This is a genomic window from uncultured Algibacter sp., assembly GCF_947487605.1.
Taxonomy (GTDB): domain Bacteria; phylum Bacteroidota; class Bacteroidia; order Flavobacteriales; family Flavobacteriaceae; genus Algibacter_D.
On sequence record NZ_CANKXK010000005.1, the window covers coordinates 1 to 22,107 of the forward strand.

Below are 22,107 nucleotides of genomic sequence, written 5' to 3' on the forward strand. Positions count from 1 at the left end.
GCCGATTATATCGCTTGGAGAGATGGTTTCGCTGGTGTAACTTCTACCGATATTTGTGGTGCTGCTACAATGAGCTTCACAGAAGGTACTTGGGATTCACAAGGATGTACTGATACTATAATTGTAACCTTTACAGCTACTGATGAATGTGGATTGACTTCTAGTCAAAATCAAACTTTCGTTATCTCTGATACAACGCCTCCTGCTTTAGCTGGTGGTGCTGATGGAGCTGCTGAGTGTACAGGTGATGATCCTGCTCTTAATGCCGATTATATCGCTTGGAGAGATGGTTTCGCTGGAGTAACTTCTACCGATATTTGTGGTGCTGCTACAATGAGCTTCACAGAAGGTACTTGGGACTCACAAGGATGTACTGATACTATAACTGTAACCTTTACAGCAACTGATGAATGTGGATTGACTTCTAGTCAAGATCAAACTTTCGTTATCTCTGATACAACGGCTCCTGAGTTAATAACTGAATTCCCTGCTCCTATTTCTGTGAGTTGTGATAACATTCCTGATGCGGCAGAATTAACGTTTGCTGATAACTGTTCAACAAATGTAACTGTTACTTTCACAGAAGAGTTTATGTATACTACAAATGATACTGAAGAATATGAGATTAAAAGAACTTGGAGAGCAGTTGATGATTGTGGTTTAGAAAGGGAAGTTGAGCAAATCATAACAGTAACTGTTGATGAATTTATAACTCAAGTTTCAGATGAAGCTTGTGTTGATGATGGCACAGTAGACCTTAATCAGTATGTAAGTGATTTAGATGATGATGCTAGCTGGACATTTGTATCAGGTGTTGGAACGCCTATACTGACCGATAATATTTTTGACCCATCAAACTTATTAGATTTCAATGGTGATTATGTATTTAGCTATACGTACACAAGCCCAACAGAATGTTTAGAAACAACTGAGGTGACAATAAATGTAAATAACGAATGTGTGGTATTCCCATGTACTTCAAATGATATAGTTATTTCTAAAGCAGTTACGCCAAATGGTGATAGTTATAATCAATCATTCGACATTGATGCCGATCCTAATTGTGGATTCTTAGCAGAAGTTAAGATATTTAACAGATGGGGAGCTCTAATTTTCGAGTCTAATAGTTACCCATTAGGGGTCAATGCAACTGGCACACCAGATCCTCTTAAATGGGAAGGACAAGCAAATGGCTCAATCGGTAATTCAGATACTGCTCCAAATGGAACATATTATTATATAGTCACTTTAAAAAATAGTACTGGAAACGGTGGAGTTGGATTACCTCCTTTTACTGGACCAGTTTACTTAGGAACCAAATAAAACTTTAACCTATGAAACTTATTAAACATTACATAATCGCAATTGCATTGTTTAGTTGTACGTTTGGAGTTGCGCAGCAATTGCCGCAGTTCACACAGTACATGTACAATACAATTTCTATAAACCCTGCTTATGCAGGTAGTAGAGAAGCCTTAAGCATTGTAGGCTTGCATAGAAGTCAGTGGGTTGGCTTTGATGGTGGCCCAGTAACGCAAACACTTTCTATTCATACACCTTTAAGAAATGATAGAATTGGCGTAGGGTTGTCTTTTATTCAAGATGATTTAGGCCCAGAGAATTACTCTTATTTATATGGAGATTTCTCATATACTATTCCAACTGGTGTTGATGGCAAATTAGCTTTTGGTATTAAAGGTGGTTTAACAGGCTATAGTTTGGATCCAGATTTTCAAGCATCTCAAAGTTTCGATCCTTCTATTAGAGGTATCGAAGATAGATGGAGTCCTAATATTGGTTTAGGTGTTTTTTGGCACACGAATAAATGGTATGTAGGTTTATCTGCTCCTCGTGTATTGAATACAGACAGAAACCGAGAAGATGGATTTGAAGCTCTTGAACGATTGAGCTACTATTTTACTGGTGGTTATGTATTCGATTTAAGCAAAAACATTAAGTTTAAGCCATCATATTTAGTTAAAGCAACAAATGGTGCACCACTATCTTATGACTTAACAGCGAACTTCTTATTTAATGAGAAATTTTGGTTAGGTGGTTCTTATAGAGTTAACGAACGTACTGGAGCATTTGGTGGCTTTGCCGATTTTCAAGTTTCAAGACAGTTACGTGTAGGTTATGCTTACGAGAAACCTATATCCGATATCAACAACTTTACGAATGGTACTCATGAAGTATTATTAATATATGAGTTCAAGTTCTTAAGCAATAAATTAAAATCACCTAGATATTTCTAATAAAAAAATCACCCCATGAAATTAAAAAATTACATATTAGTTTGTATCCTATTGACGGTGAGTTTTACAGCTTCGGCGCAATATGGAAAACAGAAAAAAGCAGATACTTTATTTAATAAGTTTTCATTTGTAAAAGCTTCTGAAGCTTATCAAGAACTTATAGAAAATAAATACAATGAGGATTATGCTATTAGAAGGTTAGCAGATTGCTACGCGCTTCTTAGAGATTCTAAAAATGCAGCCAAATATTATAAAAAAGCTGTTAATCAAGAAAATATTCCAATTGAATACTATTATAACTATGCACAAGCTTTAAGAGGTATTGAAAAATACGACGAATCTAAAGAATGGATGAAACGTTATAAAGATTCTGGAGGCGTTATAAATACTAGTAAGTATTTGAAAAAAGGTAATTTCATTACAAACATCTTTAATGCAAAGCAACAATATTTTTTAAAGAAGTTTAATCATAATTCAAAGTTAAGCGATTTTGGAGCTTATGAGCATAACGGTAAAATATACTTTGCTTCAACTCGTGATGAAGGAGTATCTATTAAGCGATTATATGGCTGGAACGAGCAACCCTTCTTAGATATGTATGCTGTTGAAAAAGATAGTAAAGAACCTGCAGATCATACTTCAAAAATAAAAGGTGATGTAAACTCTATCTATCACGATGGTCCTGTTACTATTACAAATGATGGTAATACTATGTATTTCACTAGAAATAGCTTTATTAAGAATGTTTACGACAGTAATAGTAAAGGCATAAACCAAGTAAAAATTTATAGAGCAACTCTAGTCGATAGTACTTGGACTAACGTTGAGGATTTATCTATTAACGATTCAGAATACAGTACACAACACCCTGCCTTGAGTCCTGACAATAAAAAACTATATTTTGCATCAGATAGACCTGGTGGCATGGGCGCATCAGATATTTATTCTGTAGATATTAATGACGATGGTTCTTTAGGAGAGCCTAAAAACTTAGGTGAAGTAGTAAATACTAAAGGAGCCGAAGGTATGCCATATTTAAACAATGAAGGAAGTTTATTCTTTTCTTCAGATGGTCATGTTGGTCTTGGAATGTTAGATATTTTTGGAACCATTGCCAATGAAGATGGTGACATCGTTGATATCATCAACCTTGGTGTTCCAGTAAATTCAAGTAAAGATGATTTCTCTTTTACAATGAATGAAGATGGGCTTTCAGGATACTTTGCTTCCAATAGAGCTGGTGGCATGGGAGATGACGATATTTATGCATACAACAGAGTACCATTATTAAACGTTGAAGGTACTGTAACAGATATTGTGAATAAAAAACCTGTACCAAATGCTATAATTACATTGTTAGATGGTAATGGTAAGCAGATTGCTTATATGGAAACTGATGAAGAAGGCTATTATGAAATCAATATTGATAGAGATGTAGATTATAAAATTACTGCTAGCCAGAAAAAATATGAAGATGATGTTAAAAACTTCACTTCTAAAAACATTGAAACTAGCGTAACAACTATTACTGCAGATCTAGAATTAACACCAGTACGCGATGTTGTTAAATTAGCCGATTTAGGTATTATTTACTTCGATTTCGACAAGCATAATATTCGACCTGATGCTGCATTAGAGCTTGATAAAATTGTTAAGTTAATGAACGAAGATTATCCAGGAATGGTAATTAGAATTGAGTCGCATACCGATTCTAGAGGTACATTATCATACAACGATAAATTATCTATAGATAGAGCTAATTCTACTTACGAGTACATAGTTTCTCAAGGAGTTGATGCTTCAAGAATTACAGAACATCAAGGATTTGGTGAGCGTAGATTAACTAATGGATGTGATGGAAGTATAAATTGTGAAGAAGATAACCATCAATTAAACAGACGTACTGAATTTATAATTATTCAAATGGAATAGACGTTTGAACCTCAAACAATAATTTTTAAAACCATCAAGTGAAAGCTTGGTGGTTTTTTAGTTAATTTAACAGCTCACGATTGTTTAGTAATTGTTTAAATTATTCAGCCTTACCTACTAAAAAAGATAACAGCTATAAAAACAATTAAGATTTCACTAACCTTTGTACGCTAGTTATAAGTATACTATTCTTCTTAACTACATGTTAAAAGTCATATAAACAAAATAATTTATAGGGAGTTATGGAAACATGTCCTTTTGCTTCATATAACCATACGGCATTGTTGGTAATAGATTTAGATTCTAGTGTTGCATGTTATCAGTATATCTTTAATTTTGATACAATCAACTACCCTTTTCCATACAGAAAACATATAAAAGCAAAATGGCTTTCCATTGGAGGTAATGCTGAATTACATTTAGGCGAATTTATTGGAGATACAACACAACACTATTACACTAGACATATTGGATTTACCGATAAATCTATAGATTCTATATTTTCAAGACCAAAAAACTTAATTATACGTTACCTCAAATTGAAAAAACACCAAATGGTGAAAGAACTAATCGTATTACCGATATTGATAGCAATAACATACATATCATTGAAAGACAATAGATAGACTAATGTTTGAAGTCCATCTTAAGAACTAAAAAAATCCTCTCATCTCTGAGAGGATTTTATACCTAAAGCTAAATTCAATAACAACAAGTTATCAAAAAATAACCATTTAATTACCAGTGTAAAAAGTCATAATAGACTAATACTTAGTTGCTACTAATCAGTAAATAAAAGGTTATGGGGTTATTGCTTAATAATATTAAACAATATTATTTCTTTATGAAGATGTTGGTATAATACCACTTTCCTTCAGAGTTTTGTTCAGCAGAAATTTCAAAGTTTGTAAAATCGCCTTCTATGTTTGCTTTATGTCCTTCACTTCTTATCCACGCATTAACAACGGACTGAGCAGAAGTATACCCGTAAGCAACATTTTCTGAAACAATTTTAGCTCCAGCATTATTTTTTAAATAACTGCTTCTAGTATAAAAATTATCGTGAGAAACAACAGCATTATCAACCATATAGTCTGTATGTGTATATGCAACAGATTTTACAACAGGTAAGGCATTTAATGGATTTAGACCTTCTGAAAGTCTATGATTATTAATAAGCTCTAAGATTTCAATCTCAATAGTTTTAGCAGTAGGTACTACAAGATTTTCAGTAATAGCTTCAACTTGATCGTCTACACTATCCGTTGAACATGAGTATGTTAGGATAGTAAACAGTGCCAATAAAGGCAGTTTTCTTAATAACTTCATAAGTAGGTAAATTTAGATTTGGTTCTGTAAAATTAGCAGCCTACTTAGAAGAGAGTGTTAAGGAAATGTTAAAATCGATTAAATACATGTATTTTGTCGATACATTATGTTTTTAATCGATGAAATACGTTTTTTAGAATCAAAAAGGTGTATTTCAACGATATTTTATGGAGATAATCGATGAATTTGCCAATTGTAGTCCTTTTGAAGTTGATAACGTATTCTATCATGAAGTCTATTAGGGCGTCCTTGCCAGAATTCAATTTCTACTGGCTTTACAATATAACCACCCCAAGTTACTGGTCTAGGGATTTCCTTGCCTTCAAATTTTTTTTCAAGAGATAATAATTTTTTTTCTAAAACTTCTCTATTAAATACAACTTCACTTTGATTGGATGCGATTGCACCTAATTGGCTTCCTCTTGGGCGCGACTCAAAATAACCATCACTTAAATTTGATGCTATTTTTTCTGCTTTACCCTTAATAATAATTTGTCGCTCTGCCCCATGCCAGAAAAACGACAAGCATACGCTAGGGTTTGCCTCTATAGCCTTTCCTTTTTCACTTGTATAATTGGTATAGAATATAAACCCTTCATAGGTGTACTTTTTAAGTAGCACTACCCTATTTTTTGGATAGCTATCAACACCAATGGTGGAAATTGTCATAGCGTTGGTTTCATCTTCAGCAAAAAAACGATCTACCTCATAAAACCATTTTTGAAATAGTTCCATAGGGTTTTCTGGCACTTCGCTTAAAAGTAATTCGCCTTTCTCGTAAGATTTTCTATAGTTGCCTAAATCCTTTTCCATACAGTTGCAAGTTACGTGTTTTTTAAAATATTTATAAAACATTTTTATTATATTAATACCAAACTTTATGCTATGAAATTTGTTTGTGCTATAGAAATTAATAAGCCAATAATTGAAGTTGCTAAACATTTTGAAGACCCTCAAGCCTTAAAAGAATCGCAAAAAGATTTTATAAGAGTAGAATTAATAAGTGGTGTTGAAGGAGAGGCTGGAGCAAAATGTAAATTGGTTTATAAGAAGTTTGATTTGATAGAAACTATAATTCACAACAAATTACCTAACGAGTTTTATGCAACTTACGAGCATAAGAGTATGACAAATACCATGCTATCAAAGTTCACGGCTATAAATAAAAACAAAACCAAGTTAGATACAGAAATTGAGTATTTAGAATTTAAAGGTTTTGTTATAAAACTAATTGCGAAACTATTCCCAAATATGTTTAAAAATCAAGTAGATAAATGGCTTGTGAGGTTTAAAGCTTATTGTGAAAAAGTATAGTTCTATTTAAAATCGAAGGTTTTACCATCTTCTGCTAATTCTACATTATCAAAAACTTCTTTTGCTTCTTCCTTGAATGCATTTAAACTATCGTAACGCGTTGAATAATGCCCAAGTATCAATGTGCCTACATTAGCTTTTTTAGCAATACTAGCGGCTTCTTTGGCTGTAGAATGCTTCGTTTTTGGTCCTAAATGGGCATGTTTTTCTAAAAATGTAGATTCGTGATATAAAACATCTGCATTTTTTATAATTGGAATAATACTTTCATTATAAACAGTGTCACTACAAAACGCATAGCTTTTTGGTTTCTTTCCATTTTTAGTTACAAGCGTGTTCTTTATTAATTTCCCTTCTTCATTTGTTACATCAAAGCCTTGCTTGAGTTTTCTATAATATGCAACGTTTATTTTTGCATCTTCAGCGGCAGTAATATCTAATTTTCGGTCTTTAGGTTTCTCTTTAAACAAAAAACCATTTGTGTAGACCCTATGTTCTAAAGGAATGGTGTGAACTTCAACCACTTCATCTTCAAAAATTAATTCTGATTCTGTAGAAGTTAATTCATGAAAGAAAATATTGTAATTAGTCCAAGAATCGGCGAGTTTCATTTGAAGCGTGACCACTTCTTTTATACCTTTTGGACCATAAACATGTAAATCGGCTTCTCTGGTAAGCAATCTAAACGTAGAAATTAAACCTACCAAACCAAAAAAATGATCTCCATGTAAATGAGAAATAAAAATATGTTTTATACGATTAAATTTTATTTTATGCTTACGAAGCTGTACTTGAGTTCCTTCACCACAATCAATTAAAAACATGTGGTTACTAATTTCTAGTACTTGAGATGTTGTATTGGTTAAAGCTCTTGGTGTGGCACTATAGCATCCGAGTATTGATAATTTCATTTTATTTACTCGGTTTATAATTTAAAAAATCGGTTACCGAAAAGTTGCTTTTAAAACTAAAAGCAAAAGGTGTATTGCCATAAGTGTTTAGATAATCTAATCGATTTTTTGCATCTTGAAACGTTGGTTCATAACCAATTGGTACATACCAAAAGGCCATGTGCATTATTTTCATTTTAGAAAACCATTCTTTTTTACGTTTAAAAACTTCAATATGTCCAGATTTATATGTGTAATTAAATAATGCTTCTAAGTCTGTCCAAACAGACATATTAATAATTAAGGTGTCATCTTGAAAGACTTCAAGGGCTTCATCTTTATCTTCATCTTGAAGGCGCCAAATAAATCCTTCTGCTTTATCTGCTATGGCATTTATTCTATCTAAGTTATTTACAAAATCTTGCATGATTGGGTCTTCCATAGGTGCCAATCGTTTTGCAATATTTACTTGTGCTAGATGAAACTCACTCATATTAAAACCCTAAATCACGCTCCATTTCTTCCATTTCAATAATATCGTAAGCTTCTTGAATGCTTGGAACTACAATTATTTCATCTGGGATAACATTTAAATCTACCTTATCTGAAACAATTACAAAGGAATGTTTCGTATTTCTATGTGTGTTTGATAATTGAAGAAATTCAACAATATCTTCTAAACTTATTTTGTTTAAACTAGTTAGACTAATTATAATATTGTCATTCTTAAATTTAGGATATAATGCTTGAATTTTTTTTACTAATTCAACTATAGTTGCCTTTTCTTGGGTAATGATAGAGACATTACCATTTTTATCTATTATCATACCTATTGTTTTATTTTTGATGCTAGCAAATAAATAACTGCCATCCTTATAGCAACACCATTTTGTACTTGATCTAGAATTATGGCTTGTTTAGAATCGGCTACATCACTAGTTATTTCAACTCCTCTATTAATTGGTCCTGGATGCATGATAGTAATTTCTTTATCTAAAGAATCTAATAGGGCCTTATTAACTCCAAATTGTTGTGTATATTCTCTTGTAGAAGGAAAATAGTTTATTTCCATACGTTCATTTTGAACTCTTAACATATTTGCAACATCGCACCAGTTTAAAGCTTTGCGCAAATTAGTCTCTACCTTAACCCCTAATTTATCTATATATTTTGGTAATAAGGTTTTTGGCCCGCAGACCATAACTTCTGCTCCTTGTAATTGCAGTGCGTAAATATTAGAAAGTGCCACTCTACTATGTAAAATATCGCCTACTATAACCACTTTTTTACCTTTAACCTCTCCTAGTTTTTCTCTAATAGAATAAGAGTCCAGTAATGCTTGCGTTGGATGCTCATGAGCCCCATCACCTGCATTAATAATGCTTGCTTTAACGTGCTTTGATAGAAAAACACCTGCTCCAGGGTTAGGATGCCTCATAACTACCATATCTACTTTCATAGATAAAATGTTATTTACAGTATCTATTAAGGTCTCCCCTTTTTTTACTGATGATTGTGCTGATGAAAAGTTTATAACATCTGCAGACAAACGCTTTTCTGCTAATTCAAAGGATAGTTTAGTTCTTGTAGAGTTTTCAAAAAATAAATTGGCAATAGTAATATCTCGAAGTGAAGGGACTTTTTTAATAGGTCTATTGATTACTTCTTTAAAGTGGTCGGCTGTTTTAAAAATAAGTTCAATATCTTGTTTGTTAAGATATTTTATTCCTAATAAGTGATTCACACTTAATTCGCTCATTGTAGCTCTTATTAGATATTTTTATTAATTTAATTAGGTTTCGACTTTAGCCTGTCTTGAACGACAGTCGAAAGGCTCAACCTGACAAGAACTTCTAACTTCCTGCTCCTGCCTTCAAACTTTAATTATTTTTCAATTAAGTAAACCGAATCTTCATCATCATGCTCTTTCCAATTTACTTTTACTTTTTCGTTATTAATAACATCGACCTGTCGACCTCTATAGTCTGGTTGAATAGGTAAATGTCTGCTAAAACGTCTATCAATTAACGTTAATAATTCAATTTCGTTTGGTCTTCCAAAAGATTGTATAGCCGTTAAAGCCGCTCTTATGCTTCGACCAGTATATAATACGTCGTCTATAAAAATGATGTTTTTATCTTCGACTATAAAATTAATTTCTGTTTTATTGGCAGCCAATGTTTTATCGCCTCGGCGAAAATCGTCTCTATAAAATGTAATGTCTAAATGTCCTAATTGAATATTTTTAACCTTATAATCTTCTCGTAGTATTTTGGCTAATCTATCAGCTAAAAACACACCACGAGGCTGTAAGCCTATTAAAACTGTGTTAGAAAAATCGTTGTGTTTTTCAATTAGTTGACAAGCCAATCGATGAAGAATGATGTTTACCTCTTTTGCGTTAAGTAAAACTTTTTGACTCATATATAATCCAAACGTATCTGGGGTACAAAGGTAATGCAAAAATTTAAAATTGCAGATGATAAATACTGATAATAAAAAAAGCCTTCAATTTCTTGAAGGCTTTAAGTTATAAATGTTGGGAAAATTATTTCTTACCGTCCATTTTATCTTTAAGAGCTTGTAAAGCATCATTAGCATCACCTAAAGTTGGTTTTGCTTCTGCTGCTGCAGTTGCCGCTTTTTTGGCTGCTGCTTTTACGTTTTTAATCTCTTCAGCTTTAAATATTGCTGTGTGAGACGCTACTACACGTTTAAACTCTTTGTTAAATTCAATGATTTTGAATTCTGCTTCTTCTCCTTTTTTAAGTTTATTACCGTCTTCTTTTTCAAGATGACGAGATGGTATAAAGGCAACGATATCTTCGTTAAATGCTACCGTAGCACCTTTATCAACTATTTCGGAGATTGCTGCTTTATGAACAGTTTCTAAAGCGAACTCAGTTTCATACTTATCCCAAGGATTATCTGTAGTTTGTTTGTGACCTAAACTTAATTTACGTCCTTCTACATCTAATTCTAAGACAACAACGTCTAATTTATCACCTACTGCACAAAACTCAGATGGATGCTTGATTTTCTTAGTCCAAGATAAATCTGAAATATAAATTAATCCGTCAATACCTTCTTCTAATTCAACAAAAACACCAAAGTTTGTAAAGTTACGCACAATACCTGTATGCTTAGAAGCTAATGGGTATTTACCTGTGATATCTGTCCATGGATCTGGCGTTAATTGTTTGATACCAAGAGACATTTTACGATCTTCTCTATCTAAAGTTAAGATTACTGCATCTACCTCATCTCCTACAGAAACGAAATCTTGAGCAGAACGTAAATGTGTAGACCAAGACATTTCAGAAACGTGAATTAATCCTTCAACACCATCTGCTACTTCAATAAACGCACCGTAATCTGCAATAACAACTACTTTACCTTTTACTTTATCACCTACTTTCACCTCTTCTGCAAGAGCTTCCCATGGGTGTTTGCTTAATTGTTTTAATCCTAATTGGATTCTTGATTTGTTTTCATCAAAATCAAGGATTACAACATTAAGTTTTTGGTCTAATTCTACAATTTCGTTAGGGTGATTGATTCTAGACCAAGATAAATCTGTAATATGAACTAATCCGTCTACACCACCAAGATCAATAAATACACCGTAAGATGTGATGTTTTTAACAACACCTTCTAATACTTGACCTTTTTCTAATTGACCAATAATTTCTTTCTTTTGTTCTTCAATATCAGCTTCAATAAGTGCTTTATGAGAAACTACTACGTTTTTAAATTCGTGGTTGATTTTTACAACTTTGAATTCCATAGTTTTATTTACATACTGATCGTAATCTCTAATTGGTTTAACATCAATTTGAGAACCTGGTAAGAATGCTTCAATTCCAAAAACATCTACAATCATACCACCTTTAGTTCTGCACTTAACAAAACCGTTTACAATTTCACCTGTGTCATGAGCAGCATTTACTCTATCCCATGCTTTAATTACTCTTGCTTTTCTATGAGATAATACTAATTGTCCTGTTGCATCTTCACGAACGTCAATTAATACTTCTACTTTATCTCCAACAGCTAAGTTAGGATTGTAACGGAATTCATTTAATGAGATTACACCTTCAGATTTTGCATTGATGTCAATAATAGCATCTCTATCTGAGATATGTACTACTGTACCTTCAACAACTTCGTCATTTAAAGTGTCTACAAAGTTTTCTGCTACTAATTTTTCAAATTCTTGTAATTGTTTGTCGTCAACTTCATCAATACCTTCTTGGTAATTGTGCCAATTGAACTCTTTTAAGAATTTTTCTGGGTTTGCTTGTGCTTCAGATACTACTGGAGCTTCAACTGCTGTAGTTTCAGTTACTTCAACTTCAGCTTGTTTTTCGTTTTCAGCCATGTGCTGATTAAGATTTGTATTCTATTTATTTCGGAAGTTTTAAGCGATTAATAAACAGAAGTGGTAAATTATTTTTATGTTTCATTCCTTTTATCTTTCCGACTATTCGCTAAAAGGAGCGCAAAAATACATATTATTGAGGTAATTACCTAAAAATGAGAAAATAAATAATAAGTTTTTTAATTCTTATGCGCCCCTTGATTTAACCTATATAAATGTTTGAAATGAATGTGACTTTTTTAAACCGCCTGTGTCTTATAAAAAGATAACAAAAGTAAAACCTTAATTTATTAAAAAAGATAAGAAATTTATTATCTTGTAAAACTCAAATTAATTTAAAATTCACAATTATGACAATGAAAGCAAAATACCAATCAGTTCTTGATTTAGGAGAATCTTTAAACATTCAAGACGGTAGTGTAACTGAAGAAAATGGTGTTCTAAAAGTAAAGGGAACGGCTAATACACAATATGAAAAAAATATCCTTTGGGACAAAATAAAAGAAATAGGCGGTGATAGCCCTTCTGATATTATGGCGAACATAACTGTTGCAGACGAAAGTGTATATCACAGACATGTTGTTAATAGTGGTGAAACTTTAGGAAAAATAGCGAAACATTATTATGGTGATGCTATGAAGTATAAAGAAATTTTTGCAGCAAACACAGATATATTAAAGAATCCAGATTTAATTTATCCAGATCAAGAATTGATTATTCCTAATTTATAATTGAAAAGGAAATATTTAATAATAAAAAAAACGGCAAATTGCCGTTTTTTTTATTCCATACCCTCAATTGTCATTTTTGCTAATTGTAATATTTTATCAAACTGATCTTGCAATGTCATATTTGAGTTATCTAATGCAATAGCATCCTCTGCTTTAACCAGAGGAGAATCTTCTCTGTTAGAGTCAATATAATCACGTTCTTGAACATTTTTTAAAACATCTTCATAATTAACATTGTTGCCTCTTTCTAAAAGCTCATGGTAACGGCGTATAGCTCTGGTTTCTGCAGAGGCAGTCATAAATAATTTTAGTTCTGCATCTGGAAATACAACGGTTCCAATATCTCGACCATCCATAACAACACCTTTATGCCGTCCCATTTCTTGCTGTTGTTCTACCAATTTTTGCCTTACTTCAGATATGGTAGCTACTTTGCTAACAAAACTCGAAACCTCAAGGGTTCTAATATCTTTTTCAATATTTTCATCATTCAAATAAACTTCAGCAAAACCAAGTTCTTTATTAAATTTAAAACTTATGTCAATACTGTCTAGCTGAGAAATTATAGCTTCAATATTAAAATTAAGATCATTAATAAAACCATTCTCCATAGCAAAGTAAGTAATAGCTCGATACATCGCTCCAGAATCGACATAAATATACCCTAGATGTTTTGCAAGTTGCTTTGCAACCGTACTCTTTCCTGTGGAGGAAAATCCATCAATAGCTATGGTTATTTTATTATTACTCATCACGGATTCAAATCAATTTGCAATCCAAAAAAGTTTGAATTGGCTGCACTCGTATATTTAGCATGCGTATAACTAAAGCGCATTTTATTCATTTTTATTGAAATTCCAGCAGATAATCCAGAAAAATTTCGCTGATCAACAATACGTAACTCCTCACCTCTTCTAAAGTTATAACCAAGTCTGATATTAAAACCACCTTCTGGAAATAATTCGGCTCCAAGAATAGTGTGTCTTATAACCTGCCCCAAGAAAGCTATTTTCTCGGAGGTTTGATTTCCTCCTAAATCGCTAGTAGCTCTTGCTGGATTAGGTCTAGCTATTGGCCAATCTTGTAGGTTTTCAAAAGTAACATGCCATCTTAATGGAACATGCTCTAATGTTTGTGACATACCAAAATCGATTTCAAATGGTAATGGCTCATTTAAACCTGCATAAGTTGTAATTTGCGACCCTAGGTTTCTAATTGCTAATGCGGCATTAAAATCTATATCTTCATTTATATACAATAAACCTAAGTCTACAGCAGCTCCAATAGAATTATACTGTTCTAATTTTGAAGTAATTAGCTTAACATTTGCTCCAAAATAAAAATCGGAATATCCCAATTGCAAAGCATACCCTACAGATAGGGCTGCCTCGTTACCTGTAAATGTTCCTGTAGCATTCCCGTCTTCATCATACCCATCAAAAGTTCCATAATTAATATAGGTAATTCCTGCATGAAAGGTTTGTGTACGTCTATCAACTGTATATGCGTACGACGCTGTACCGTAACCAATATCTCCTAAATAACTTGTATAATTTAAAGCTAATTGATTATCCATTTCTGGATTTATAGTAGCTGGGTTAAATAGAGCTTGAGTTACATCGTAATCTACATTTGTAAGCACCTTGCCTCCCAACGCTGCCTGACGAGGAGATGATACCAAATTTAAGAATTGATAGGTCGATTCGCCTCCTACTTGAGCATGCAAGCAAACACTCAACAACAAATAAAAAATTATGATATTCTTTTTCAGCATATTTACGGCACAAAGGAAATAAAAAATTTATTAAAAGGCTTCATGTTATTTAATTGGATTTGCTTTATTCCTTTTAATTATTCTTTATATAGAGTCCATTTTTTTTAGAATGACAATTTTAAAGGAAACCTTGAAATTATAATTCATGGAGTTCATCTTAAAGTAAATCTATTTTAAAACGATAGCATGTCTCATTTATTTTAAAACACAAAAAAACCTCGAATTAATCCGAGGTTTTTAAATGTAATAATAAAGTTTATAGTTTTTTTGCGTTTTTAACTTTTTGACTAGTTACAGCCAATTTTATAACGTCACTCATATCTGTAACATAGTGGAATGTAAGTCCATTTAAATATTCTGGCTTAATTTCGTCAATATCACGTCGGTTATCTTCACAAAGTAAAATTTCTTTAATTCTAGCACGCTTTGCAGCAAGAATTTTTTCTTTAATACCTCCTACTGGTAAAACTTTACCTCTTAGTGTAATTTCACCTGTCATAGCTAGGCTTTTCTTTACTTTTCGTTGTGTAAATAAAGAGACTAACGATGTAAGCATAGTAACACCTGCACTAGGACCATCTTTTGGTGTAGCACCTTCTGGCACGTGAATATGAACGTTGTACTTCTCGAAAATAGTAGTATCAATACCAAATTCATCAGCATTCGACTTTATATATTCCATAGCAATGGTAGCCGATTCTTTCATTACCTTTCCTAAGTTTCCAGTAATTGAAAGGCTGCCTTTCCCTTTTGATAAAATGGATTCAATAAATAAAATATCACCACCAACGCGTGTCCAAGCTAATCCCGTTACTACTCCAGCTACGTTGTTGTTTTCGTATTTATCTCTTTCTAGTTTAGGACCGCCTAATACCTCAATTATGTCTTCGTTAGAAACTTTTATGTTATAATCTTCTTCCATAGCAATATTTTTGGCAGCATAACGCACCATTTTTGCTATTTGCTTTTCTAGCCCTCGAACGCCAGATTCTCGTGTATATCCTTCAACAATTTTCTCAAGTTGAGGCTTTCCTATCTTCAAATTATCTGTGGTTAAACCATGCTCTTTTAATTGTTTTGGTAATAAATGGCGTTTTCCAATTTCTACCTTTTCTTCAATTGTATAACCCGTAACATTAATAATTTCCATACGGTCACGTAAAGCAGGTTGAATTGTAGACAAACTATTTGATGTTGCGATAAACATAACTTTAGACAGGTCGTAACCCATTTCTAAAAAGTTATCATAAAACTCACTATTTTGCTCAGGATCTAATACTTCTAACATGGCAGAAGAAGGATCTCCTTGATGCGAGTTTGATAATTTATCAATTTCATCTAAAACAAAAACTGGGTTTGATGTTCCTGCCTTTTTTAAACTTTGAATTATACGCCCTGGCATAGCTCCTATATAGGTTTTTCTATGTCCGCGAATCTCTGCCTCATCTCTTAAGCCGCCTAAAGAAATGCGTACATATTCTCTACCCAAAGCCTCGGCAATAGATTTTCCTAAAGATGTTTTACCAACTCCTGGAGGGCCATAGAGACATAAAATTGGTGATTTCATATCGTTGCGAAGTTTTAATACCGCTAGATATTCAATAATTCTGCGTTTTACATCTTCCAAACCAAAATGATCTCTGTCTAATATTTTTTTTGCGCGTTTTAAATCAAACTTATCGGTGCTAAACTCGTTCCAAGGTAAATCTAAAAACAGTTCTAAGTAATTGCGTTGAATAGAATATTCGGCAACTTGTGGATTCATTCGTTGCATTTTCGCAATCTCCTTCTCAAAATGTTTTGCTACGTCTTCATCCCATTGCTTTTCATTTGCTCGAGCCTTCATTTCTTCAATTTCTTCATCATGACTCACACCTCCAAGTTCTTCTTGAATTGTTTTCATTTGTTGATGTAAGAAATATTCGCGCTGTTGTTGGCTCATATCCATCTGAACCTTAGATTGGATATCGTTTTTAAGTTCTAACTTCTGAAATTCAATATTCATGAACTTAAGCGTAGCTAAAGCACGTTCTTTCAAATCATTTATCTCAAGTAAAGATTGTTTTTCTGTAACTGAAAGATTCATGTTTGAAGACACAAAGTTTACTAGAAACGAATTACTCTCTATGTTTTTAATAGCAAACGAGGCCTCACTTGGAATGTTAGGACTTTCTTTAATTATTTCTAATGCTAAGTCCTTTATAGAATCGATAATTGCAGAAAACTCCTTATTATTTACAGCTGGTTTTGCCTCAGGAATATCTCTTATAGTGGCGTTCATATATGGCTCCTCGGTAAGTACTTCGGCAACTTTAAAACGCTTTTTCCCTTGAATGATTACAGTAACATTACCATCTGGCATTTTTAAAACACGTAATATTCTGGCAACCGTACCAGTTTCATGAATTTCTTTTGCTGAAGGATTTTCGACTGATTCATCTTTCTGTGCAACAACTCCTATAACTTTTCCTCCTTTATTAGCATCATTTATAAGTTTTATTGACTTATCGCGTCCAGCAGTAATTGGTATAACAACACCAGGAAACAATACAGTATTTCTTAAAGAAAGGATTGGTAAGGTTTCAGGTAACTTCTCGTTATTTATAGCTTCTTCATCCTCTGGAGTCATTAGTGGAATTAACTCTGAGTTTTCATCAAATTCCTGTAATGACAAAGTGTCAAGAGTCATAATATTAGATTTCTTCATAAATATATTTAGGTCAATCTGTCATTAAAACAAGATTGATCATTTTTTATAATTCAAATTAAATATTTTAAAATATTGAATATCAGTAATTTGAATGCAAACTAAGATATACATCAGTATTATAAAGTCAATAGCTGTGCCAGACTGAAACTAATCATTACTATCAATATAAATTAATTAAGGTTTTTCCTAATAAATTATTTTATATGTAAGATTATATATCTATTTTTGATACTTAACTTAAACTCAAAACCATGAAATTAAAATTAATTTTACTAAGTGTTTTATTAATCAGTGTTCTATCCTGTAGTTCGGATTCCAATGACAATCCAGACTCACAAGTTCTAGACGATGTTTTAGTGAAACAAATAGTTTATGCAAAAGGTACATCTGATGAATATATAAATACATTTAACTACGATAGCAATAAACTTACTAGTGTCGATTATGGTGATGGTTACAAAAATGTTTATACTTATGATGGAAATAATAACTTGATTAAAGACGATTATTATGAAGAAAATATACTTACAGCTTCTATAGTACTAGAGTATAACTCACAGAACGTTTTAACTAAATCAACGGAAATTTTTTACCCTAATTCGGGGTTAGATGACCGCCAATATGAAAATATATTTACCTATAATCCTGAAGGAACTATAACGAAAGTAGTATATATTGATTATTTTGATTCCAATGCTGGCTTTGAACTAGCTTGGACAGAAACCATCTCTTATTCAAGCAACAATATAATTGAAATAGCCCATGATGATGGCTTTACTGAAACTTATACTTATGATAATGAAAATAATGCCTTCCAAAATATCCATACTGTTGAAATTTTAAATCTTTTAAGTGAAAATGAATTTGGATCTTTAATTTTTGGAAACACTAATAACGTAATAAGTTTTACTGAAGATGATAACAGTGCTGGAGATAATTACAACGATACCTACGAGTATACTTATAATAATCAAGGTTTTCCTATTACTGGCACATATACGTCTAAATACGGCAACCAAGTTGTAGACATTGAAACACTAGAGTTTATTTATCAATAAATAAATAATTAATTAATAAACCATTTATAAAGCGTAAACCTAATTTAGGCTTACGCTTTTCTTTTTTAGATTTTCCCAATTTTCTTCAAAACAAACAACAAAATAATTGGCAATGTTAATAAGCCAATCATCAATAAATTAGTTTCAAATAACCAAGGAGATAGTATTAAAGTAATAACAAAACCACCAATAGCTCCTCCAAAATGTGCATCATGCCCTATATTTCCTGTCCTTTTTTTCATTCCGTAAATCGAATACAATAAATAACCTATTCCTAAGATATAACCTGGAATACCTAAGTCTACATTGCCTATTCGAGAAGGCAAAAATAGAAAGTAATACTCCCGTTCTGGATTTAAAAGGATTGCAGAATATAAAATTCCTGTTACAGCTCCGCTTGCTCCAACAGCACTGTAATGATATTCGTTTTTATGAAAATATAAAGATAATAAGCTACCAGCAACCAAACTTCCTATGTAAATTATAAAAAAACTATATTGACCTACTTCATAAATCACTTGGCCAGAAAAAAGATATAACGCAAACATATTGAAGAATAGATGAGCAGTGTCTGCATGTAAAAATCCTGTACTTAGCATTCTAAATTGTTCTCCTCTCCTAATGCTACCTATATTAAATTTGTGCCTTTCGAAAAAACCAAAATCATTGAACCCCTTGTACGATACAAATATATTCGCTGCGATAATTATAATAGTAATTACATCTAAATTGCCCATTGAGTCCAAAGGTTTAAAGTCAAATAATATATATTTGCAAATCTAAAATTAATTCATGCAATTTCTAGTCTATATTCTTGTTTATCCATTTTTATGGCTAATTTCTATATTGCCCTTTAAATTGCTTTATCTCTTTTCGGATTTTCTCTATGTTATAGTTTATTACATTGTAGGCTACAGAAAAAAAGTAGTCTATGAAAATTTGAAATTGGTTTTCCCTGAAAAACGTGAGATTGAAATTAAACGTATTTCTAATAAATTCTACCATCACTTTTGCGATTTAATAGTAGAGTCTATTAAATCTTTAACTATTTCTGAAGCTGAAATGAAAAAACGCTTCAAATTTACTAATGTAGAATTAATTCGAGAGCTAGAAAAAAAACAGAGAAACACTATTTTAATGTGTGCTCATTATGGGAATTTTGAATGGATTTTTATACTTCAAACCTATATTAAAAGCAAAGGTTATGGTGTTTACAAGCCATTAGCTAATAAATATTTTGATGCGCTAATTAAGCGTAAAAGAGCTAAATACAATAGCTATTTAATAAGCACAAAAGAGGCAATACCTTCTCTAATAAGAGCTAAAAGGAATAACGAATTAACTATAAGTGGTTTTGTTGCAGACCAGTCACCAAGATTGGATAAAGCTTTTTATTGGAATGAGTTTATGGGTGTTAACACACCTGTGCATACTGGCGCCGAAATGTTAGCTAAAAAATTAGATATGCCAGTTGTATTTTTTGCTGTTAATAAAATAAAGCGTGGATATTACGAAACAACTTTCGAAACTATAACGACCACCCCAAAAGATTATAAGAATTATGAAATCACAAATAAGTATTTAAAACTGGTTGAAGCACAAATTTATAAAGCTCCAGAGTTCTATTTTTGGACGCATAAACGATGGAAGCATCGTAAAAAGCAGCATTAATTTTTTGCCACTTCTCCTATTTCAGTTATAAACTTATCTGCTAAAGCATCTGCCTCGGTTTGTGTTTTAGCCTCTGTATAAATTCTAATAATAGGCTCTGTATTACTTTTTCGTAAATGAACCCAACTATCTGAAAAATCTATTTTTACGCCATCTATGGTAGTTAAATCTTCATTTTTATAACGATCCTCCATTGTTTTTAGAATACCATCAACATCTAAGCTAGGTGTTAACTCTATCTTCTTTTTACTCATAAAGTAATTAGGATATGTTTTACGAAGTTCACTAACTCGCATTTTCTTATCTGCTAGCAAGCTTAAAAACAATGCTATGCCAACAAGTGCATCGCGTCCATAATGAGACTCTGGGTAGATAATTCCACCATTACCCTCTCCTCCTATTACTACATTGTTTTTCTTCATTAAATTAACAACATTAACTTCTCCTACCGCACTAGCTTCATAAGTGCCACCATGCTTTTCAGTTACATCGCGAAGTGCTCTTGTAGAGCTCATATTACTTACGGTGTTTGCTGGTGTTATACTTAATACATAATCTGCACAAGCAACCAAAGTATATTCTTCACCAAACATCTCACCATTTTCATCTACAAACGCTAAACGGTCTACATCTGGATCGACTACAATACCAAAATCTGCACGTTCTTTTACTACTTTCTCAGACAAATCTGTTAAATGTTCTTTGAGTGGCTCTGGATTATGAGGAAAATAACCAGTAGGTTCACAATATAACTTAATAACATCAACACCTAAACGCTCTAAAAGCAACGGAATAATAACACCTCCCGAAGAATTAACACCATCTACAACTACTTTAAATCTAGATTGCTCAATAGCCTTAACGTTAACCAATGGTAAATCCAAAACTTCAATAATATGTAAATCGAAATATGCCTGATTCTTAGTTATTTTTCCTAAGCTATCGATATCTGAAAAAGACATTGTATCACTTTCTGCTATTTCCAAAATTTTAGCGCCTTCTTCACCATTTAAAAATTCGCCATCTTTATTTAACAACTTAAGTGCATTCCATTGCTTTGGATTATGGCTTGCAGTTAAGATAATTCCTCCATCAGCATGTTCCATAGGAACAGCCATTTCTACAGTTGGGGTTGTAGAAAGTCCCACATTTACAACATGAATTCCTTGACCAACCAACGTGTTCATAACTAAATTCTGAATCATTTTACCAGAAATTCGAGCATCGCGTCCAACTACTATTTTGTAAATTTCTTTTTGGCGTTGCTGTTTAACCCAAACACCATATGCTGCCGCAAACTTAACGACGTCAATAGGTGTTAAATTATCACCTACTTGACCACCAATAGTACCTCTAATTCCAGAAATTGATTTTATAAGCGTCATGAATAAGAATTTTTATTAAGCAACAAATATACAATTAGAAAACTGTAATTCTTAAATCCTAATTCGTAAATTACACGAATGAATTTTTTAGCACATATCTATCTTTCTGGAGAAAATGATTTAGTTACAATTGGTAATTTTATTGCTGATGGCATCAAAGGAAAAGATTATAAAAATTACCCTATAGACATTCAAACTGGCATATTATTGCATCGCAATATTGACACCTATACAGATGCACATAAGACTGTAAGAATGAGCACTAAGCGATTGCATGAAAAATATGGACACTACTCTGGTGTGATTGTAGATATTTTATACGATCATTTTCTTGCAAAAAATTGGAATATATATTGCGATGAACCTTTAGATGATTATGTGCAAAAATTTTATAACTCATTAGAAGAAAATTATGATATATTACCACTTCGTATCCAAAAAATGATGCCTTTTATGGTAACCGATAACTGGCTTCTAAGCTACGCTTCTATTGATGGAATAACTAGGGTTTTAGAAGGCATGAATAGAAGAACAAAACATCGTTCTGGCATGAATGAAGCTGTAAATGAACTTGAAGAATTCTATTCAGCTTTCGAAAAAGAGTTTACACATTTCTTTGAAGAACTCATCGAATTTTCTAAATCAAAATTAAACGAGTTAACTTCACAATTATAAAA

At 32.3% G+C, this 22,107-nt stretch carries 22 protein-coding genes; 9 read left to right on the forward strand and 13 right to left on the reverse strand.

Translation table 11 applies throughout. The annotated features are described in order from the left end of the window. The 4 genes from Q0739_RS06905 to Q0739_RS06920 form a co-directional block, all read left to right on the forward strand. Positions 1 to 1,323 (forward strand): gliding motility-associated C-terminal domain-containing protein (locus tag Q0739_RS06905; RefSeq protein WP_298237980.1); only part of this gene is annotated, 1,323 nt, incomplete at its 5' end. A gap of 11 nt (positions 1,324 to 1,334) precedes the next feature. Continuing rightward, on the forward strand, positions 1,335 to 2,255 hold the full coding sequence (locus Q0739_RS06910) for a type IX secretion system membrane protein PorP/SprF (protein ID WP_298237981.1): 921 nt from the start codon (positions 1,335 to 1,337) through the stop codon (positions 2,253 to 2,255). A 15-nt stretch (positions 2,256 to 2,270) separates the two neighbouring features. Beyond that, positions 2,271 to 4,187 carry an OmpA family protein gene (locus tag Q0739_RS06915; RefSeq protein WP_298237982.1) on the forward strand — a complete coding sequence of 639 codons (1,917 nt, stop codon included), beginning with the start codon at positions 2,271 to 2,273 and terminating at the stop codon, positions 4,185 to 4,187. A gap of 242 nt (positions 4,188 to 4,429) precedes the next feature. Further along, the gene (locus tag Q0739_RS06920) at positions 4,430 to 4,813 is read left to right on the forward strand and encodes a hypothetical protein (protein WP_298237983.1); all 384 of its coding nucleotides are present in this window, start codon (positions 4,430 to 4,432) and stop codon (positions 4,811 to 4,813) included. Between the two features lie 208 nt (positions 4,814 to 5,021). On the opposite strand, the gene Q0739_RS06925 is transcribed toward Q0739_RS06920, so the two are convergent. After that, positions 5,022 to 5,516, reverse strand: a complete 495-nt coding sequence (locus Q0739_RS06925; RefSeq protein WP_298237984.1) for a CAP domain-containing protein — start codon at positions 5,514 to 5,516, stop codon at positions 5,022 to 5,024. 165 nt (positions 5,517 to 5,681) lie between these two features. Further along, positions 5,682 to 6,329, reverse strand: coding sequence for a pyridoxamine 5'-phosphate oxidase (pdxH, locus tag Q0739_RS06930; RefSeq protein ID WP_298237985.1), 648 nt, complete (start codon positions 6,327 to 6,329; stop codon positions 5,682 to 5,684). A gap of 72 nt (positions 6,330 to 6,401) precedes the next feature. Between pdxH and Q0739_RS06935 the strand changes: the two genes are divergently transcribed. Beyond that, positions 6,402 to 6,830 (forward strand): SRPBCC family protein, encoded by a 429-nt coding sequence (locus tag Q0739_RS06935; protein WP_298237986.1) that lies wholly within the window; start codon positions 6,402 to 6,404, stop codon positions 6,828 to 6,830. Positions 6,831 to 6,832: 2 nt separating this feature from the next. Here the strand turns inward: Q0739_RS06935 and Q0739_RS06940 are convergent, their stop codons facing one another. The 6 genes from Q0739_RS06940 to rpsA all read right to left on the reverse strand — a co-directional run bounded on the left by Q0739_RS06940 (position 6,833) and on the right by rpsA (position 12,101). Further along, a complete protein-coding gene (locus Q0739_RS06940; protein ID WP_298237987.1) occupies positions 6,833 to 7,741 on the reverse strand; it encodes a ribonuclease Z in 909 nt (302 codons plus the stop codon). Between the two features lies 1 nt (position 7,742). After that, a complete protein-coding gene (locus tag Q0739_RS06945) occupies positions 7,743 to 8,213 on the reverse strand; it encodes a DUF3291 domain-containing protein (protein ID WP_298237988.1) in 471 nt (156 codons plus the stop codon). Between the two features lies 1 nt (position 8,214). Continuing rightward, positions 8,215 to 8,547 carry a ribonuclease Z gene (locus Q0739_RS06950; RefSeq protein ID WP_298237989.1) on the reverse strand — a complete coding sequence of 111 codons (333 nt, stop codon included), beginning with the start codon at positions 8,545 to 8,547 and terminating at the stop codon, positions 8,215 to 8,217. A 2-nt stretch (positions 8,548 to 8,549) separates the two neighbouring features. After that, positions 8,550 to 9,479 carry an aspartate carbamoyltransferase catalytic subunit gene (locus tag Q0739_RS06955; RefSeq protein ID WP_298237990.1) on the reverse strand — a complete coding sequence of 310 codons (930 nt, stop codon included), beginning with the start codon at positions 9,477 to 9,479 and terminating at the stop codon, positions 8,550 to 8,552. 125 nt (positions 9,480 to 9,604) lie between these two features. Further along, the gene (gene pyrR, locus Q0739_RS06960) at positions 9,605 to 10,144 is read right to left on the reverse strand and encodes a bifunctional pyr operon transcriptional regulator/uracil phosphoribosyltransferase PyrR (RefSeq protein WP_298238214.1); all 540 of its coding nucleotides are present in this window, start codon (positions 10,142 to 10,144) and stop codon (positions 9,605 to 9,607) included. 124 nt (positions 10,145 to 10,268) lie between these two features. Continuing rightward, on the reverse strand, positions 10,269 to 12,101 hold the full coding sequence (rpsA, locus tag Q0739_RS06965) for a 30S ribosomal protein S1 (RefSeq protein ID WP_298237991.1): 1,833 nt from the start codon (positions 12,099 to 12,101) through the stop codon (positions 10,269 to 10,271). 350 nt (positions 12,102 to 12,451) lie between these two features. On the opposite strand from rpsA, the gene Q0739_RS06970 reads away from it, so the two are divergent. Beyond that, positions 12,452 to 12,832 (forward strand): LysM peptidoglycan-binding domain-containing protein, encoded by a 381-nt coding sequence (locus Q0739_RS06970; RefSeq protein WP_298237992.1) that lies wholly within the window; start codon positions 12,452 to 12,454, stop codon positions 12,830 to 12,832. Between the two features lie 50 nt (positions 12,833 to 12,882). Here Q0739_RS06970 and cmk read toward each other — a convergent pair whose 3' ends face one another. The 3 genes from cmk to lon all read right to left on the reverse strand — a co-directional run bounded on the left by cmk (position 12,883) and on the right by lon (position 17,313). Further along, complete coding sequence (gene cmk, locus Q0739_RS06975; RefSeq protein WP_298237993.1) at positions 12,883 to 13,584, reverse strand: (d)CMP kinase; 702 nt, start codon at positions 13,582 to 13,584, stop codon at positions 12,883 to 12,885. Then, positions 13,584 to 14,606 (reverse strand): type IX secretion system protein PorQ, encoded by a 1,023-nt coding sequence (gene porQ, locus Q0739_RS06980; protein WP_298237994.1) that lies wholly within the window; start codon positions 14,604 to 14,606, stop codon positions 13,584 to 13,586. The genes cmk and porQ overlap by 1 nt, the downstream gene beginning before the upstream one ends. Before the next feature lie 256 nt (positions 14,607 to 14,862). Further along, a complete protein-coding gene (gene lon / locus Q0739_RS06985; protein WP_298237995.1) occupies positions 14,863 to 17,313 on the reverse strand; it encodes an endopeptidase La in 2,451 nt (816 codons plus the stop codon). A 254-nt stretch (positions 17,314 to 17,567) separates the two neighbouring features. Here lon and Q0739_RS06990 point away from each other — a divergent pair, with 254 nt between their 5' ends. Further along, positions 17,568 to 18,374 (forward strand): hypothetical protein, encoded by an 807-nt coding sequence (locus tag Q0739_RS06990; RefSeq protein ID WP_298237996.1) that lies wholly within the window; start codon positions 17,568 to 17,570, stop codon positions 18,372 to 18,374. Positions 18,375 to 18,439: 65 nt separating this feature from the next. On the opposite strand, the gene Q0739_RS06995 is transcribed toward Q0739_RS06990, so the two are convergent. After that, positions 18,440 to 19,111, reverse strand: coding sequence for a rhomboid family intramembrane serine protease (locus tag Q0739_RS06995; protein WP_298237997.1), 672 nt, complete (start codon positions 19,109 to 19,111; stop codon positions 18,440 to 18,442). 55 nt (positions 19,112 to 19,166) lie between these two features. On the opposite strand from Q0739_RS06995, the gene Q0739_RS07000 reads away from it, so the two are divergent. Beyond that, positions 19,167 to 20,045: a lysophospholipid acyltransferase family protein gene (locus Q0739_RS07000; protein ID WP_298237998.1), complete on the forward strand. Its 879-nt coding sequence runs from the start codon at positions 19,167 to 19,169 to the stop codon at positions 20,043 to 20,045. Here Q0739_RS07000 and glmM read toward each other — a convergent pair. After that, positions 20,042 to 21,430, reverse strand: coding sequence for a phosphoglucosamine mutase (gene glmM / locus Q0739_RS07005; RefSeq protein ID WP_298237999.1), 1,389 nt, complete (start codon positions 21,428 to 21,430; stop codon positions 20,042 to 20,044). The two genes, Q0739_RS07000 and glmM, sit on opposite strands and share 4 nt — an antisense overlap. 78 nt (positions 21,431 to 21,508) lie before the next feature. On the opposite strand from glmM, the gene Q0739_RS07010 reads away from it, so the two are divergent. Beyond that, a complete protein-coding gene (locus tag Q0739_RS07010) occupies positions 21,509 to 22,105 on the forward strand; it encodes an acyl carrier protein phosphodiesterase (protein WP_298238000.1) in 597 nt (198 codons plus the stop codon). Positions 22,106 to 22,107 lie beyond the last annotated feature (2 nt).

Coding starts and splice junctions, on each gene's coding strand:
- Q0739_RS06910 (WP_298237981.1), top strand. CDS start 1,335: ATGAAACTTATTAAACATTACATAATCGCAATTGCATTGTTTAGTTGT.
- Q0739_RS06915 (WP_298237982.1), top strand. CDS start 2,271: ATGAAATTAAAAAATTACATATTAGTTTGTATCCTATTGACGGTGAGT.
- Q0739_RS06920 (WP_298237983.1), top strand. CDS start 4,430: ATGGAAACATGTCCTTTTGCTTCATATAACCATACGGCATTGTTGGTA.
- Q0739_RS06925 (WP_298237984.1), bottom strand. CDS start 5,516: ATGAAGTTATTAAGAAAACTGCCTTTATTGGCACTGTTTACTATCCTA.
- pdxH (WP_298237985.1), bottom strand. CDS start 6,329: ATGGAAAAGGATTTAGGCAACTATAGAAAATCTTACGAGAAAGGCGAA.
- Q0739_RS06935 (WP_298237986.1), top strand. CDS start 6,402: ATGAAATTTGTTTGTGCTATAGAAATTAATAAGCCAATAATTGAAGTT.
- Q0739_RS06940 (WP_298237987.1), bottom strand. CDS start 7,741: ATGAAATTATCAATACTCGGATGCTATAGTGCCACACCAAGAGCTTTA.
- Q0739_RS06945 (WP_298237988.1), bottom strand. CDS start 8,213: ATGAGTGAGTTTCATCTAGCACAAGTAAATATTGCAAAACGATTGGCA.
- Q0739_RS06950 (WP_298237989.1), bottom strand. CDS start 8,547: ATGATAATAGATAAAAATGGTAATGTCTCTATCATTACCCAAGAAAAG.
- Q0739_RS06955 (WP_298237990.1), bottom strand. CDS start 9,479: ATGAGCGAATTAAGTGTGAATCACTTATTAGGAATAAAATATCTTAAC.
- pyrR (WP_298238214.1), bottom strand. CDS start 10,144: ATGAGTCAAAAAGTTTTACTTAACGCAAAAGAGGTAAACATCATTCTT.
- rpsA (WP_298237991.1), bottom strand. CDS start 12,101: ATGGCTGAAAACGAAAAACAAGCTGAAGTTGAAGTAACTGAAACTACA.
- Q0739_RS06970 (WP_298237992.1), top strand. CDS start 12,452: ATGACAATGAAAGCAAAATACCAATCAGTTCTTGATTTAGGAGAATCT.
- cmk (WP_298237993.1), bottom strand. CDS start 13,584: ATGAGTAATAATAAAATAACCATAGCTATTGATGGATTTTCCTCCACA.
- porQ (WP_298237994.1), bottom strand. CDS start 14,606: ATGCTGAAAAAGAATATCATAATTTTTTATTTGTTGTTGAGTGTTTGC.
- lon (WP_298237995.1), bottom strand. CDS start 17,313: ATGAAGAAATCTAATATTATGACTCTTGACACTTTGTCATTACAGGAA.
- Q0739_RS06990 (WP_298237996.1), top strand. CDS start 17,568: ATGAAATTAAAATTAATTTTACTAAGTGTTTTATTAATCAGTGTTCTA.
- Q0739_RS06995 (WP_298237997.1), bottom strand. CDS start 19,111: ATGGGCAATTTAGATGTAATTACTATTATAATTATCGCAGCGAATATA.
- Q0739_RS07000 (WP_298237998.1), top strand. CDS start 19,167: ATGCAATTTCTAGTCTATATTCTTGTTTATCCATTTTTATGGCTAATT.
- glmM (WP_298237999.1), bottom strand. CDS start 21,430: ATGACGCTTATAAAATCAATTTCTGGAATTAGAGGTACTATTGGTGGT.
- Q0739_RS07010 (WP_298238000.1), top strand. CDS start 21,509: ATGAATTTTTTAGCACATATCTATCTTTCTGGAGAAAATGATTTAGTT.